The sequence below is a fragment of the Campylobacter coli genome (assembly GCA_039516895.1).
Taxonomy (GTDB): Bacteria; Campylobacterota; Campylobacteria; order Campylobacterales; family Campylobacteraceae; genus Campylobacter_D; species Campylobacter_D coli_B.
In genome coordinates this window covers 1,249,426-1,262,839 of the sequence record CP154437.1, presented here as the reverse complement: position 1 = coordinate 1,262,839, position 13,414 = coordinate 1,249,426, and the positions used below count along the sequence as shown (strand labels likewise).

Below are 13,414 nucleotides of genomic sequence, written 5' to 3'. Positions count from 1 at the left end.
TTTTGTAAGCTTTTATAAATTAAGATATTTATACAGGAATTTTTAAAATATATTATTTCAGCTTTTAATGCGCATAGGCTTAAAAGCTGAATTTTAAAAGAATTATCTATTTGTCAATCTTACTCTAAAAATGTATTTTGCAATGTATTCAAAATATTTTCTTAAATAAGGTTTATGGATAACAAAACCCCCTAGAAGCCCCAAAAGACTACCTATGATAATATCTTGCAGGCGAGCGTGTATCAGCATATCAACACTTAAATTTCCAAAAGAAGCTGCTTCAGCTAAATAAGTCACATAAGGGGTAAGAAAAATTACGGTTAAGGCATAGTTTCTAACTACCAAAAACTCTATTATAAAGGCTAAAAACATCATCAACAAGACAAATTCTAAAGGAGTAAATTTGATTTTTAAAAGCCACCATGCAAATAAAATTCCAACCGTTGTCCCAAGAATGCGTTGAAGCTGTTTTATCCAGACTGATTTTAAATTAGCTCCTTGCAAGATAACAGTCGTGCTAACTGCAACCCAATAACTTCTATCAAGTTCTAAAAATGCTCCTAGAAATACAGCAAATCCGACAAAAAAAGCAATAATTATAGAATCTACAAAGATAATATCAAAGCCTAAATTCCCATTTTGCAAAACAGGTTTGGGTGGGGAATTTTTAAAAATATAAATGACAGATACAGAGTATAAAAAAGCAGCTATGTTGGCAATGATACCACCTATACAAATCAATCCCACTAGAAAAATATAATCTTTTGCTGGAAAAGGAAAAAATGAAGCCAATAAACAGGAAAAAACAAAGAAAAAATACCCCGGCGCGCCTATGTTATAATAGCGTATCAAAATAGAACTAGCCATAGCCACTAGACCAATTATAAGCGGAGAAAACGCAGGAAAAAAATGGGTGCAAAGTCCTATTAAAAAAGATAAGCACAAACCAAAAGAACAGCACATTGTAACAGCCATTCTATGATACATAGGCGTATTGGTTGTATAAACAAAAGCCATGATTCCTATCATAGCGATTAGTCCCAAGTCCATACGCTCATAATATGCAGCAATGCTAAGTGCAAATCCAACTGCTAAGGCAAAGAAAAAAGGCATTTGCCAAACTCTTTCAGTTGGATTAAGTTGTATGATTTCTTTATATTGTTGTTTTAAAATTTTTCTTTTACTCATTTTCTTATTTGTCCTTCTCCGCTGATTAGGTATTTATAAGTGCAAATATCTTCAACACCCATTGGACCTCTTGCATGAAGTTTGCTTGTGGAAATTCCCACTTCCCCACCAAAGCCAAATTCACCCCCATCACTAAAACGAGTCGAGGCATTGACATAAATACAAGATGAGCGTAGAAGGCGTTGAAATTTGTTTATATTTAAAGCATTGTTTGAGATTATGGTTTCAGAGTGTAAAGAGCTGTGTTGGTTGATATGCTCTATAGCCTCATCGCAATCTTTTACTGATTTTACACTGATAGCAAAATCAAGCCATTCAGTATCAAAAATGCTTTCATCAGCCTTTGAAAGTTCTAATTTTGAGTTTTTAAAATGTTCTAAGATATTTTCATGTGCGTGAATTTTTACCTTAAATTTTTCAAATTCAGGGATTAAAAGTTCTATAAAATCTTTAGCAATTTTTTCATGGATTAAAAGGGTTTCTAGGGCATTACAAACACTTACTCTTTGGCATTTTGCATTAAGGATGATTTCTAAAGCCATATTTAAATTTGCACTCTCATCCACAAAAGCATGGCATAAACCTTTGTCTTGTTTGATGAGTGGAATTTTTGTATGACTAGCGATTTCTTGTATCATATTTGAACTTCCACGAGGGATAATCACATCGATTAAATCATCAAAAGCTAAAATTTGCATGATCTCATTTCTTTCATAAAACATAGCAAAACAATCTTGCAAATTAAACTCTTCTAGTACTTTATAAACAAGATCAAATATTGCTGAATTTGTAAATTTTGCTTCACTGCCTCCTTTAAGCACGCAAGCATTGGAGCTTTTTATCATTAAAGCAATGATTTCAGCACTTAGACTCGGTCTTGCCTCATAAATTACACTGATTAGTCCTATGGGAATGCTGATTTTTTCTATCTTTAAGCCCGCATAATTAACCCAACCTTTAGAAATTTTACCTATAGGATCTTCTAAATAAGCAATTTTTTCCAAAGCATCACAAAGAGAAAAAATGCGTTTTTCATCTAGTAAAAGCCTATCTCGCATTGCTCCACTTTTGGTGAAATTTGCTATATCTTTTTCATTGGATTCTAATATGGTTTTGAAATTCTTTCTTAAAGTGTGAGCTAGTTTCAATATAATATTTTCTTTATCTTTGGGTGTTAAATTGAGCAATTTTTGAGAATTTTTCTTAATATTTTCAAGTAAATTTCGCATTTTTAATCCTTTATTTACAAAAAACTTGATAAATTATACAAAAAAATTTAGAATTGAAAGGTAAATTTGAATGAAAAAAGTAGATTTAATTGTAGTTGGTGCAGGGCCGACAGGAATTGGTTGTGCGGTTGAAGCCAAGCTTAAAAATAAAGAAGTTTTGGTATTGGAGAAATCAAACAATATTTGTCAAACTTTGATGCAGTTTTACAAAGATGGTAAAAGAGTTGATATGGCTTATAAGGGTTGTGAAGGGACAAATCACGGACATGTCCCTTTTCAAGATGGAACCAAAGAAAGCACCATAGAAACTTTTCAAAACGCTTTAAATGAGCATAATATAGAAGTTGAATTTGGCTCTGAAGTAGAGAGTGTTAAAAATGAAAATGGAGTATTTTTAGTAAGCACAGGCAAGGGTGTTTATGAGTGTAAAAATATCATCGTTGCTATAGGTAGAATGGGTAAGCCTAATAAGCCTGATTATAAACTTCCTGGAACTTTAACAAAGATTATTAATTTCAATGCTAACTCTGTTTTAGGTGATGAAAAAATCCTTGTTGTGGGAGGTGGAAATTCAGCTGCAGAATATGCGGTGGATTTAGCTAACTCAAATAAAGTAAGCCTTTGCTATCGCAAGAAAGAATTTACAAGACTAAATGATATCAATCTTAAAGATATTCACGAAGCTGGAAATTCAGGCAAAGTAGAATTAAAACTCGGTATAGATATAGAAGAGCTTGAGGATGATAATGGTAAAGCTAAAGTGAAATTTAACGATGGCAGCAGTGAGACTTATGATAGAATCATTTATGCTATCGGTGGTTCTACTCCTCTTGATTTTTTACAAAAATGCGGAATCAATGTCGATGATAAAGGAGTTCCTTTAATGGATGAAAATAAACAAAGCAATGTAAAAGGCATTTTTGTAGCAGGAGATATTGCAACTAAAAATGGCGCAAGCATAGTAACAGGCTTAAATGACGCTGTAAAGATACTTGCTGTAATTTAATCAAATTTGGCCCTTGGGCTAAATTTGACTTATTAAACTTTCAATATTATAATTTCTTTATTATATTTTAATTTTTAAATATTATTATGCAAACACAAAACAAAAACAATAAAAAAATCATACCGATAGAAACCTATCGCTTAGCTTTCTACATACTAGGACTTCAAACACTCTATTAGCTCCTTTTAAGATATTTGTATTGTTAAATATTTTAAAGGATTTTTTATGTCAAATATTTTTAGCACCTTAAGCCCTTTTAGGCTTTTTGTTAAATGTGCTGTGCCTAATGTAATAAGCATGGCATTTATTTCTTTTTATTATATTGTTGATGGAATTTTTGTTGGAAAATATCTAGGAAATGACGCTTTAGCGGCTTTGGCCTTGATTATTCCTTTTATTATGATATCTTTTGCTTTGGCTGATATGATAGCCATTGGTTCAGCTGTGCAAATTTCTATGCATTTAGGACTTGGGAAGAAACATTTAGCTAGAAAAATCTTTAGCTCTAGTATGTTAATTATCTTTCTTATTTCATGTTTGGTGGGCATTTTAGAATATCTTTTAAGTCCTGTTTTGATTAATTTTTTAGATGTAAGTGAAGATATCAAATCAATGGCAAAAGAGTGTATGCTTGTGTTTGCTTTGTTCGCACCCTTTACCATGTGTTCTTTTGCTTTGGATAATTATCTTAGAATTTGCGGAAAAACAACTTATAGTATGATGATGAATGTGATTATAGCATTGAGTAATATAGTGCTTGATTATATTTTCATCGTTGTGTTAGGTTGGGGCTTGTTTTCAGCAGCTCTTGCGACTTGTTTGGGACTTATGCTAGGCGGTATTTTTGGAATTTTCCCTTTTTTATTTCAAAATTTAGAGCTTAAATTCTCAAGTTTGTATATGAATATGAAGATTTTTAAAAACATAGTTTATAACGGAAGCAGTGAATTTTTTGGCAATATCTCAGGTTCTTTATATGGCATATTTGCCAATTTAGTTTTATTAAAAATTTCAGGCACTCAAGCGGTTGCTGCTTTTTCTATCGTTTCGTATATTGATAATTTTATCATTATGCTTATTATCGCTATGGGTGATGCGATGCAGCCTGCATTAAGTTATAATTATGCTAAAAAGGATTTTTCAAGGATTAAAGATATTTTAAAGGTAATGTTTTTTGCGGGTGCGATTTTGTCTTTGCTGTCTATCGTGATGATATTTGTTTGCGGTAAGGATTTGGTAGGATTGTTTACTCAAGAAGGTGATCAAGAATTTATCATTTTTGCTTATATGGCTTTGATGTTGTTTTCTTTTAATTATCTTTTTGCGTGGTTTAATGTTTTAAGTGGTTCTTTTTTAACAGCGAGCAATAAAGCGAGTTTTTCTTTGATTTTAAGCTTGAGTCAAAATCTTTTTATTCCTTTGTGTTTTCTTTTGATTTTATCTTCTATCATGGGTTTAAAAGGAGTGTGGCTTAGTCCCTTTTTTGCTGAACTTTGTGTTTTGATTTTGGCTTGTATTTTTGTTAGAAAAGTCTTTAAGAAACTATCGTTTTTATGATGATAGTTTCTTTGGATTGATTTTAGAATTTATATCCTACACCTGTAAGCAAGATGTGGTATGTTTCATCGTAAAAATCTATATCACTATTTCTTTTTTCTAGGCCATAATTTACAAAGCCATAAAGTGAGTCATAGCCTAAGAATTGATTTTTTACGAGCTTGAGATTAAATTTTGTGATACTACCATCTTGTTTTTGGTTAAAAATAGGATCTGTGCCATCTGCTTTGTATTGATTTAAGCTTAGGCTTGGAGTTAGGATATAATTTCTTGCAAAAACTAGATGTGTGCCTATTTTAAAGCCATATCTTGAGTAGCTTTGAGCCTTTCCATCAGCGTCATTATAATCATAGATTAAGCCTAAGTTTAATAAAGAATAATTATAGCTTAATTCTAACTCATGATAATTTCCCTCTCGTTTAAGAGAATCAAATTCTATACTTTCTTTATCTAGTTTGTTTTTTGCAAAAACATAAGAAGCATTGAATTTTCCAAAATCACTTTCGTAAAGTTGTGAAATTCTAAAGCCGTATTTACTCACATCAGTTTCTTCACGATTACCTATAAAATAAGGATTAGCATAAGCTTTTTCTCTTAAAGATGAAATGAAAGAAAAAGAAGTGCTAAAGCGTTCTAAATAAGCTCTTTCATAACCCAAAGCAATACCGCTTAAATCTCTTCCGTTATAGTTTTTAAGAAATACTCTATCATTATCGATTAAATTGCCATAATAAAGCTCAAGACCTATAAAAGGTATGGCAGCAGTATCGGAATTTTTAGCGTTATACCCACCTAGATAGTTGCTATTTGCTAGAGGTGAGATATTGCTTTTAACATCTCTTACTCCTATCCCTAAGCTTAAATTTCCGCTAAGACCACTTTGAAATTCTATGGATGAAGCTTGACTTACAAATAAAGAGGCCAAAGCAAAAGAAAATAAGGTTTTTTTCAAGATAAACTCCTTGATAGTTTTTGATTAAAATTATAATTTTATTGTAACTAATATTACTTTAATTTTTTATAAAAAGCTTATGTGAATTTTTAGATTCTTTTAGATAAAATCTTTCAATAAATTTTACTCAAAAAAGGAAAATAGGTGCAGCAAGAGCATTTTGATTTGGATTTAGAACGCGCAATTTTAAGTAGTTGTATTATGAGCGAGGACGCTTATTCTAGCATAGCAGGAGATATAGAACCTAAAGATTTTAGTCTTAAAGCTCATCAGGATGTTTTTAAAGCTATTATTGCTTGTGTGAATGCTGGAGAGCCTATATCGATTAGCTTTTTAAAAAAGCATAAAAAAATAGATGAGCAAATTTTAACAGAGATTATCGCAACTCCTTCGATAATAGATCTTCCCGCTTATGTCAATGAACTTCGCGAAAAGTCGATTAAAAGACAGCTTTTAAGTTTTGCCCATCTTTTGCCAACAAGGATCAATGATAATCGCGCAGTCAGTGAAATTTCTGATGAAATCGGCAAGGAAATTTTTAACATTACCAATCGTGTAAACACCAACGATATCAAAGATATAGAAATAGTCTTAAGCGAGCTTTTGGAAGAATTTAAAAAACAAAAAAGCCTTGAAAACAAATCCGTGATAGGACTTGATACAGGATTTGAAGATCTAAATACTATGACTAAGGGTTTTAAAGGCGGGGAGCTTATCATCATCGCAGCGCGCCCAGGTATGGGAAAAACAACTTTGTGCTTGAATTTTATAGAAAAGGTTTTAAGACAGGATAAGGGAGTGGTGATGTTTTCGCTTGAAATGCCTGCTGCTCAAATCATGCAAAGAATGCTTTCGGCAAAAACTTCCATTCCTTTGCAAAAAATCTTGACTGCGGATTTAAATGATAATGAATGGGAACGCATTGGCGATGCTTGCAATTATTATTCTAAAAAGAAATTATTTATCTATGATAGTGGTTATGCGACTATCACAGATGTAAGAGCGATTTTAAGGCGTTTAAAGGCTCAAGAAGAAAGTATAGGGCTTTGCGTGATCGATTATATAGGGCTTATGATGAGTAATTCTAATTTTAATGATAGACATTTACAAGTCAGCGAAATTTCAAGAGGGCTTAAGCTTTTAGCAAGGGAGCTTGATATGCCTATCATCGCACTTTCGCAGCTCAATCGTTCTTTAGAACAGCGTGCAAACAAGCGTCCTATGATGAGTGATTTGCGTGAAAGTGGGGCTATAGAGCAGGATGCGGATACGATTTTATTTGTGTATCGTGATGAGGTTTATAGGGAGCAGGATGAAAAAGAACGTGAAAACAAGGCTAAAGCCGAAGGCAAACCTTATCAAAGAAATTTCATTCCTAATCCTATGCAAGAAAATGCTGAAATTTTAGTCGGCAAAAATAGAAATGGCCCTGTAGGAGTTGTCGAGGTTTTATTTTTAAAAGAAAAATCTTGCTTTGTGGATAAACCAAGATTTGAGAGTGTTGAATTTCAGGAGTAGGGTTAAATTGTTAGAGGTGCTTTGATATGAAAGCAATGTTATTTAAAATCAATCATAAATACTATATAAAAGTGAGAACGAATGAAAATTTTAGGTTTTGATATAGGGATTAACTCTATAGGTTGGGCTTTTGTTAAAGACAATCAATTGCAAGATTGTGGTGTGAGATTATTTACTAAGGCTGAAGATCCTAAAACAAAAGAATCTTTAGCTTTACCTAGACGCAATGCAAGAAGCAATAGAAGACGACTAGGAAGAAGAAGATCAAGACTGATTGCTTTAAAGCATATTATTTCAAAAGAATTGAAATTAAATTATCAAGATTATATAGCAAACGATGGAGAATTGCCTAAAGCTTATGAAGGAAGGCTTGTAAGTCCTTATGAGCTAAGGTATAAAGCACTTAATGAAAAAATAGAACCCAAAGATTTAGCAAGGGTGATTTTACACATAGCAAAACATCGTGGCTATATGAATAAAAATGAAAAAAAATCAAGTGACAATGAAAAGGGTAAAATTTTAAGCGCTTTAAAAACAAATGCTTTAAAATTAGAAAAATATCAAAGTGTAGGAGAGTATTTTTATAAAGAATTTTTCCAAAAATATAAAGAAAATACAAAAGATTTTATAAATATACGCAATAAAAAAGGCAGTTATGAAAATTGCGTTCTAGCAAGTGATTTAGAAAAAGAATTAAAACTGATTTTAGAAAAACAAAAAGAATGGGGATATTCTTATAATGATAATTTTATAAAGGAAATTCTAAAAGTTGCATTTTTTCAAAGATCTTTGAAAGATTTTTCATATTTAGTAGGAGCTTGCACTTTTTTTGAAGATGAAAAAAGAGCTTGTAAAAATTCATATAGTGCTTGGGAATTCGTAGCGTTAACCAAGATTATCAATGAGCTAAAAAGCTTAGAGAAAGAGAGTGGAGAGCTTGTATCGAGTCAGATTATCAATGAAATTTTAAATCATATCTTAGATAAAGGAAGTATCACTTATAAAAAATTTAGAGAATACATTAAACTTCATGAAAGTATGAAATTTAAAAGTCTAAAGTATGATAAAGACAATGCAGAAAGTGCAAAGCTGATCGAATTTAGAAAATTAGTCGAATTTAAAAAAGCCCTAGGAGAGCATTCCTTAACTAGGGAAGAACTAGATCAAATAGCGACTTATATCACTCTAATTAAAGATAATGAGAAATTAAAAATTACTTTAGAAAAGTATAGTTTAAATAACGAGCAAATCAAGAATTTAATAGAAATTGATTTCAATGATCATATAAATCTTAGTTTTAAAGCACTTAATCTAATCTTGCCTTTGATGAAAGAGGGAAAAAGATACGATGAGGCTTGCAAGCTTTTAAATTTGAAAACAAAATCAAACAATCAAAAATTCGATTTTTTACCTGCCTTTTGCGATAGTATTTTTGCACAAGAGCTTACCAATCCTATCGTAAATCGTGCTATAAGCGAGTATAGAAAAGTTTTAAATGCTTTGCTTAAAAAATATGGAAAAATGCATAAAATTCATATAGAATTAGCAAGAGATATAGGGCTGAGTAAAAAGCTTAGGACTAAGATCGAAAAAGAGCAAAAAGAAAACTATGAGAATAATATTTGGGCTTTAAATGAGTGTGAAAATTTTGGGCTTAAGGCAAATGCTAAAAATATCTTAAAATTAAAACTTTGGAAAGAACAAAAAGAATTTTGTATTTATAGTGGTAAAAAAATATCCATAGAACACTTAAGAGATGAAAAAGCTTTAGAGGTTGATCATATATATCCTTATTCACGAAGTTTTGATGATTCTTTTTTAAATAAGGTTTTGGTTTTTACCAAAGAAAATCAAGAAAAACTCAATAAAACACCTTTTGAAGCCTTTGGAGCAAATGAAGAAAGATGGAGTAAAATTCAAGCTTTGGCTCAAAATCTTCCCTACAAAAAGAAAAATAAAATTTTAGACGAAGCTTTTAAAGGTAAGCAACAGCAAGATTTTATCAGCAGGAATTTAAATGATACAAGATATATTTCAACTCTTATTGTTAAATACACAAAAGAATATTTAGATTTTTTACCTTTAGATGAAAAAGAAGATATAAATCTAAAAAGTGGAGAAAAAGGAAGTAAAATACATGTGCAAACAATCAATGGAATGCTTACATCAGTTTTAAGGCATACTTGGGGATTTGCTCAAAAAGATAGAAACAACCATCTTCATCACGCACTTGATGCCACAATAGTCGCTTATAGCACAAATGCCATTATAAAAGCTTTTTCGGATTTTAAAAAAGAACAAGAGCTTTTAAAAGCAAAACTTTATGCTAAAGAACTTACAAATGATAGTTATAAACATCAAGCTAAGTTCTTTGAGCCTTTTGAGGGGTTTAGAGAGCAAATTTTAAATCAAATAAACAAACTTTTTGTTTCAAAACCTCCTAGAAAAAGAGCAAGAGGAGCTTTGCATAAGGAAACATTTTACTCTAAAGATGAAATGATTAAAAAATACAACTCACAAGAAGGTGTAGAAATAGCACTAAATTGTGGAAAAATAAGAAAAATAGGTACAAAATATGTAGAAAATGACACCATGGTAAGGATTGATATTTTTAAAAAACAAAATAAATTTTATGCCATACCTATTTATACTATGGATTTTGCTTTAGGAGTTTTACCAAATAAAATAGTAATTATAGGTAAAGATAAAAAGGGCAATCCAAAGCAATGGCAAGAAATAGATGAAAGCTATGAGTTTTGTTTTTCTTTGCATAAAGATGATTTGGTTTTGATACAAAAAAAAGATATGCAAGAACCCGAATTTGCTTATTATAATGGTTTTGATATCAGTAACTCAAGTATTTGTGTTGAAAAACATGATAATAAATTTGAAAACTTAACAGACAATCAAAAGCTATTGTTTACAAATGCAGAAGAAGGAAATGTAAAGGCTAAAAAAATAGGAATTCAGGGATTGAGAATTTTTGAAAAATACATTATAACCCCGCTTGGAGAAAAAATCAAGGCTGATTTTAAACCAAGGGAAGATATCGCCTTAAAGACGAGCAAAAAACATGGCCTATGATGAAGCTTTTAAAAGTATATTGATATCCAATCAAGCAAAACTAAGCCTTGAGTTTAATCATCTTGTGATAAAACAAGACGATAAAGAAGCCAAGTTTTTTCTCAAAGATATCAATTTTATCATACTAGAATCTTTGCAAGCAAGTATCACTTCAAGCTTGCTTAGCGCTCTAGCCAAGTATAAAATCATACTTTTAACTTGCGATGAATCTCATCATATCAATGGAATTTTTTCTCCATTTTTAGGTCATTTTATCAGTGCAAAAGTAGCTAAAAAGCAAATTAAAGTAACACTACAAAGAAAAGCGATTTTGTGGCAAAAAATCATTAAAAACAAAATTTCAAATCAAGCCCATATTTTAAAAATTACCCATCATATCAAAGAAGCTAAAGAGCTTCTAGCTTTGGCTAAAAATGTAAGCTTAAATGATGCTAAAAATTTAGAAGCGACTGCAGCTGCTTTGTATTTTAAAACTTTGTTTGGTAGCAATTTTACAAGAAATGAGATATGTTTTGTAAATTCTGCTCTAAATTACGGCTATGCTGTCATAAGATCACTTATAGTTAGAGCGGTTTGCATAAGTGGACTTTTACCTTGGCAAGGTATAAAGCACGATAATATCTATAATGATTTTAATCTTTGTGATGATTTGATAGAAGTATTTAGGCCTTTGGTTGACTTGTGCGTATTTGATTTAAAAGATATAAAAGAGAGTGAATTTTTAGATAAGGAAGCAAAGCAAAGATTAATTGGTATTTTGCAAGAAGAAATCATTATTGAAAATAAAGCTTATCCTTTGAATAGGGCTATAAATTTTTATATTCAAAATTTTAAAAATGCTTTATTGGAAAATGATGAACTTATGATGGTAAATTTATATGATAGAAGATAAATTTATGAGAGTATTATTGATGTTTGATATACCCACTAAAAGTAAGAAAGAGCAAAAAAGTGCAAATAAATTTAGAGTTTCGCTTGTAAAACTTGGCTTTTTTATGATGCAATTTAGCGTATATGTTAAAATTTGTAAAGGAATGACTTCGGCTAAAACAGCAATCAAATCCGTAGAAAGAATTTTACCCCCTTGTGGCAATATAAGAGTATTAACCATAACCGAAAAACAATTTGACAATATGCAAATACTTTTAGGTGGAGTTACTTTTAATGAAAAAATGAATGATGATAAAAATTTAGTTCTTTTTGAGTATGATGAAAAAACACAAGATTTTAAATACAGCAATGACAAGATATACAAAGAAAACAAAACTAAGTCTAATAAAATTAGACAAGCTAGTTTGTTTGAATTTTAACGGTTTTAAAGGGATTGTAACCCTGCGTGGCTAACCGAAAACCACTTATTTTAGTCTCTTTTTAAATTTCTCTTTTAAAATGATAGCATATTTTTATACATTTTTGTATACAAAAAGCTCTATTTTTCTTTATTTGTTCAAAGTCTATTTTACCATAAAGAAATTTAAAAAGAGACTAAAACTTTGCAAGAATATTGCCCTACTAAAATATTATTTTACCATAAAGAAATTTAAAAAGAGACTAAAACAGTGAATTAAGAGTTGATGTAGATAAACCTATTTTACCATAAAGAAATTTAAAAAGAGACTAAAACAAAGACTTTAAGGATGTCATATCCAGAGCTATTTTACCATAAAGAAATTTAAAAAGAGACTAAAACATGATTTTAAATTCGGCTTGCAAGCCTATAATTTTACCATAAAGAAATTTAAAAAGAGACTAAAACTTTGCGCAGCAATTCTTACAAAAAATGACAATTTTACCATAAAGAAATTTAAAAAGAGACTAAAACTTCGCCTTCTTTTATATTAATTTCTAATTCATTTTACCATAAAGAAATTTAAAAAGAGACTAAAACGTAAGTGTTTTTTCAATAAGAGTGGCGTTGATTTTACCATAAAGAAATTTAAAAAGAGACTAAAACTCTGTGGCAAGTTTAAATGATATAATTACAATTTTACCATAAAGAAATTTAAAAAGAGACTAAAACATTATATTCACCATTAACAAATTCACAAAAATTTTACCATAAAGAAATTTAAAAAGAGACTAAAACAGCACAAGCACAATAATTAAAAATCTTGATATTTTACCATAAAGAAATTTAAAAAGAGACTAAAACTATCCTGCAGGGTTTGTGCAAAATTTTAAAATTTTACCATAAAGAAATTTAAAAAGAGACTAAAACGCGTCGCCATCTTCAAGCAAGGCATTTTCATTTTACCATAAAGAAATTTAAAAAGAGACTAAAACAATTAAAAGTCAATATTCAATGTCAGATGAATTTTACCATAAAGAAATTTAAAAAGAGACTAAAACCTTTCTAAGTCTTGTTGTATTTGCAATTCTATTTTACCATAAAGAAATTTAAAAAGAGACTAAAACAAAAATTCAAAATATCTACAAACAAGCGGTTTTAATAAGAGGCGTCCAAGATAAGAGTCCATTTCGTATTATATTTAAAACGCCTTCCGCATTTTCAGCTCCAAAAGCTAAATTTGGAGCAAGAAAAATTAAAAAAATAATCGCTAGTTTATTTCCATTTAAGAGCGTCTGGGTTTGATTTACCCCAAGTTTTTTCAATATAACCTGTATCTTCTGTTTCAACTGCCCATTTTGCATTAGAACAATCCCTTTGTTGAGTTTCATTCATTTTCTCCATTTTTTTACATTCTGCAACTCTAGCTTTTGCCTCATCTAAGTGCGCTTTATAATAATCGCTTGTTTTTGCCTCATCGCTACAACCTGCTAAAAAAGCCAAAGCACCTAAACCAATTAATCCGCTAAAAATAAAATGTTTCATTGTTTTTCTCCTTGATTTAATATAGAAACAAAATATTTTAACATTAT

10 protein-coding genes and 1 CRISPR repeat array are annotated in these 13,414 nt (G+C 30.3%); of the genes, 6 read left to right on the top strand and 4 right to left on the bottom strand.

Annotated features, from left to right (window positions below):
- Window positions 1-102: 102 nt before the first annotated feature.
- Together AAID94_06325 and AAID94_06320 are read right to left on the bottom strand one after the other, a co-directional pair.
- Complete coding sequence (locus AAID94_06325; GenBank protein XAK23456.1) at window positions 103-1,188, bottom strand: FUSC family protein; 1,086 nt, start codon at window positions 1,186-1,188, stop codon at window positions 103-105.
- Window positions 1,185-2,417: a glutamate-5-semialdehyde dehydrogenase gene (locus AAID94_06320; GenBank protein ID XAK23455.1), complete on the bottom strand. Its 1,233-nt coding sequence runs from the start codon at window positions 2,415-2,417 to the stop codon at window positions 1,185-1,187. The genes AAID94_06325 and AAID94_06320 overlap by 4 nt, the downstream gene beginning before the upstream one ends.
- A gap of 70 nt (window positions 2,418-2,487) precedes the next feature.
- Here AAID94_06320 and AAID94_06315 point away from each other — a divergent pair, with 70 nt between their 5' ends.
- Together AAID94_06315 and AAID94_06310 are read left to right on the top strand one after the other, a co-directional pair.
- On the top strand, window positions 2,488-3,423 hold the full coding sequence (locus AAID94_06315; protein XAK23454.1) for an NAD(P)-binding domain-containing protein: 936 nt from the start codon (window positions 2,488-2,490) through the stop codon (window positions 3,421-3,423).
- Between the two features lie 225 nt (window positions 3,424-3,648).
- Window positions 3,649-4,980 carry an MATE family efflux transporter gene (locus AAID94_06310; GenBank protein ID XAK23453.1) on the top strand — a complete coding sequence of 444 codons (1,332 nt, stop codon included), beginning with the start codon at window positions 3,649-3,651 and terminating at the stop codon, window positions 4,978-4,980.
- 22 nt (window positions 4,981-5,002) lie between these two features.
- Here the strand turns inward: AAID94_06310 and AAID94_06305 are convergent, their stop codons facing one another.
- Complete coding sequence (locus tag AAID94_06305) at window positions 5,003-5,932, bottom strand: DUF2860 family protein (GenBank protein ID XAK23452.1); 930 nt, start codon at window positions 5,930-5,932, stop codon at window positions 5,003-5,005.
- A 144-nt stretch (window positions 5,933-6,076) separates the two neighbouring features.
- Here AAID94_06305 and AAID94_06300 point away from each other — a divergent pair, with 144 nt between their 5' ends.
- The 4 genes from AAID94_06300 (at window position 6,077) to cas2 (ending at window position 11,844) form a co-directional block, all read left to right on the top strand.
- On the top strand, window positions 6,077-7,450 hold the full coding sequence (locus tag AAID94_06300; GenBank protein XAK23451.1) for a replicative DNA helicase: 1,374 nt from the start codon (window positions 6,077-6,079) through the stop codon (window positions 7,448-7,450).
- Between the two features lie 81 nt (window positions 7,451-7,531).
- On the top strand, window positions 7,532-10,534 hold the full coding sequence (gene cas9, locus AAID94_06295; protein XAK23450.1) for a type II CRISPR RNA-guided endonuclease Cas9: 3,003 nt from the start codon (window positions 7,532-7,534) through the stop codon (window positions 10,532-10,534).
- Entirely contained in the window at window positions 10,524-11,426 is a 903-nt protein-coding gene (cas1, locus tag AAID94_06290) for a type II CRISPR-associated endonuclease Cas1 (GenBank protein XAK23449.1), read from the top strand. The genes cas9 and cas1 overlap by 11 nt, the downstream gene beginning before the upstream one ends.
- A gap of 4 nt (window positions 11,427-11,430) precedes the next feature.
- Entirely contained in the window at window positions 11,431-11,844 is a 414-nt protein-coding gene (gene cas2, locus AAID94_06285) for a CRISPR-associated endonuclease Cas2 (protein XAK23448.1), read from the top strand.
- Window positions 11,845-11,990: 146 nt separating this feature from the next.
- Window positions 11,991-12,949: a CRISPR direct-repeat array (repeat unit 36 nt; unit sequence ATTTTACCATAAAGAAATTTAAAAAGAGACTAAAAC).
- Between the two features lie 148 nt (window positions 12,950-13,097).
- On the opposite strand, the gene AAID94_06280 is transcribed toward cas2, so the two are convergent.
- Window positions 13,098-13,367 carry an EexN family lipoprotein gene (locus tag AAID94_06280; protein ID XAK23447.1) on the bottom strand — a complete coding sequence of 90 codons (270 nt, stop codon included), beginning with the start codon at window positions 13,365-13,367 and terminating at the stop codon, window positions 13,098-13,100.
- Window positions 13,368-13,414 lie beyond the last annotated feature (47 nt).